The following is a 3,250-nucleotide window of genomic DNA, read 5'->3' as shown; positions in this document are numbered from 1 at the left end:
TAGATTACTACACCGAAAGGTGTGTCAATTGTTAAGTTGATTGAACCGCCGTGTACCGAACGGTACGCACGGTGGTGTGAGAGGTCGAAGGTTTTCATGTTTTATGAAAACTTTCTCCTACTCGATTGCTGGAAAATCAATTAAAAATTAAGTACGGTTAACAAAATTATACTGTATAAAATTACTTGACACTGTGAAAGTTATACAGTATAATTTTGATAAAGTAGCACAGAATACAAAATATGAGGAGTGAGGTCTAGAAATGAAAAGTTATGAAAAGTATATTTCCAAAAGCGCAATTGAAAAAATTCATGACAAAACACTTTACATTTTAGAGAATATTGGAATAGAGATCGATCACGAAGAAGCTCGCCAATTATTTAAAAAAAATGGTGCAGTCGTAGACGGAAATATTGTCAAAATTCCTAATAAAATGGTAGAAGATGCACTAAAACTAGCTAAACCAGAATTTGAAATTTACTCTACAAAATTGGATCAGCCCATCAAAGTTGGTGGAGGGAGTGCTCTGGTTGGTCCCGCATCCAGTAATATATACATCAATGAAGATGGTAAAATCAGAAAAATGACAGATGAAGACGTTATCAATCAATTTAAACTTTCGGATACAAGTAAAGTTATCTCTTTAAGCAATATGAACTTTACAGTAGACGAAACTGGAATGAGCGATGATCAAAAGAAGTTTGGAAATTTAGCCACACAACTAAAGTACAGCAACAAATCGACAGCACTGGCAAGACCTAATATGTTTCATACCGACGAAGAAAATATATTTGAAGAGTATACAAAAGGAATAAAAATCTTAAAAAAATTCGAAGGAGTGGAAGAAGTAAATAAAATTGTTCACATTGGCATAATGAGCACATTGACTCCGTTAGCCTTGCACGGAGGACAAATTGCAATGGCACTTGCTATCTGCAAAGAAAATCAAGCAGTGTGGTTAACACCGTGTGCTTTGCCGCTAATGACATCTCCCGGATCCATGGCAGGAATGTTGGCTGTAACCAATGCTGAAGTCTTGGCTGGATATGTGTTGTGCAAATTGGCAAATCCTGAAGTAGCATTCATATACGGAAATACATCAGGATCCACCGACATGCGAACTTTGCAGCTGACTATCGGTACTCCAGAAACAGCACTGGTGTGTTATGCAACAGCAGGTTTGGCAGACTTATATAACTTGCCTTTTAGAACTGGCGGCGGATTGAGTGATGCTAAGGATTTTGATATACAAGCAGGTCTTGAATCCGATATGATGATCAGAGCGTCGCTGGATTGTGGAGCTGATTTCATTCATCATGGATGTGGATCTTTAGGAACTTTTAATATCGTAAGTTTTGAAAAATTTTTGATTGATGAAGAAATTTATATGATGAATGCAAGACTGCTAAGAGGAATCGATACGGAAGAAAAAGATTTTCAAATCAGCGAGATAGAGCAAGTTGGGCCGAGGGGAAGTTTTCTTAAAGGAAGGACCCCGAAAAGTTACCGTAAGGATTTTTATCTTTCTTCATTTTTGAACAAAGAAGATCCGAATCAATGGCAAAGTGGTGGCGCGATTTCTGTAAGGCGTGCTGTAAGTGACGGAGTACAAAAAAGGTTAGACAGTTATATCCAACCTTCGATTTCTAAAGAACAGGACAAATTGTTGGAAGCATACTTGCCTGAGAAATATAAAAATAATATATAAAATATATTTTGAATGTATAAAAATGAGGTTTCAAATAGTACTAGAGCTAGTATTTAGCTTTAAATAAAAATTAAGGAGTGAATTTCATGTCAGATGTATCTTTTAAAGTACCAGAGTCATTAAGAAAAAAGAGATGGACGATAATGATCATAATGATGATCGGCCAAGTAGCATCTTTTGCAGTTCCATACTTGGTAAGAAGTTATTACACCCTGTTTCAGGAGTCAGCCGGAATTACACACGTACAAGTAGGTATATTGATGACAATATATGGTACTGGTGGGATTATATTGTATTTTCCTGGAGGATGGATAGCAGATAAGATCAACCCTAGGATTTTGTTGTTATTTTCTTTTGTAGGGAGTGGTATTTTAGCATTTTTTATGCTTTTCAAACCTAGCTTTAGTGCGATGATACTGTTGTATCTTGCATTTTCAGTCACTACCATTCTTTCTTTGTGGGCTGCTCAAATAAAGATCATCAGAAGCCTTGGCAGTAGAGAAGAACAAGGAAAAATGTTTGCTTCAAGAGAATGGTTGTACGGTTTATTTGGAATGTTGATTGGTTTTGGAGCTCAAGCGGTAGGTTCAAGGGCAGGTTCTCAATCTGTCACATTTACTACATTGATCATTACTTACTCAGTATTAGCTATAGTTGCTGGAATTGCAATATATTTCTTGCTTGGCAAAGATTATGATCCGAATCTAGGCAACGACAAACAAATTGATTTAAGCAGTATTGGTGTTGCAGCAAGAAAAAAAGAAGTTTGGTTTATAGCAATAGTTGTATTTTCCTGCTATCTTGTATACGCATCGGTATCATATACGAGTTCTTATTTGCAGGATGTATACGGTATGTCTACAGAACTGGGAAATATATTTGGTACCATTAGAGCTTACGGGATCAGAGCATTTTTACCATTTATTTTTGGTGCTTTAGCAGATAAAACAGGTTCGGCAGTTAGAATCTTACTATACGCCATGATCGGCATGGCCGCTTGTATGTTGGGATTCCTAGTTTTGCCTGCAAGTGCAGCCATGTTGATGGTGGCGATCATTATAATGCTTTTGGTAACAATGATTGCTACTGGCGCAAGAGCATTGTATTATGCGCAATTTGCCGAAGCTAATATTCCACTTTATCTTACAGGCATAGCTACTGGAATCGTTGCTGTAATAGCATATGCTCCAGATGCATTTCTATATCTTCTAGCTGGAAGCTGGATCGATAATTACGGAGTCGTGGGTTATACTTACTTATTCACGTTTGTAACAGTTGTTTTAGCGGTTGGTTTTGGAGCAGGGATGCTTCTTTATAAATCTATTAGAAAAAGTAAAAGTGCAGTCGAAGAGATCAAAAGTGCTTAAGTTTGATTAATTCTTGTTAAGTAATTTGGCCATAAGCTTAAACAAATAAAAAGCAATCTGGTAATATGTCAATCGATAAATAATAAGAAACTTCGACAGAATCAATAAAAAAGTGCATGACAAATAGACCTTGAGATTTGAAAGAAAAAATCAAGGCAAAGTTGAAGTTATGAGT

Annotated in this window: 2 protein-coding genes; both read left to right on the top strand. The window is 36.4% G+C overall.

All coding sequences use genetic code 11. From position 1 onward, the window contains the following. Positions 1-262: 262 nt before the first annotated feature. Positions 263-1,708, top strand: coding sequence for a trimethylamine methyltransferase family protein (locus tag IWB18_RS12215; protein WP_195683901.1), 1,446 nt, complete (start codon positions 263-265; stop codon positions 1,706-1,708). A gap of 86 nt (positions 1,709-1,794) precedes the next feature. After that, positions 1,795-3,075, top strand: coding sequence for an MFS transporter (locus IWB18_RS12210; RefSeq protein ID WP_195683900.1), 1,281 nt, complete (start codon positions 1,795-1,797; stop codon positions 3,073-3,075). Positions 3,076-3,250 lie beyond the last annotated feature (175 nt).

It is taken from the genome of Alkalibacter mobilis (genome assembly GCF_015594845.1).
Lineage (GTDB): Bacteria > Bacillota > Clostridia > Eubacteriales > Alkalibacteraceae > Alkalibacter > Alkalibacter mobilis.
Note: the sequence above shows the minus strand (reverse complement) of the source record. Positions and strands in the feature narration are given on the sequence as shown.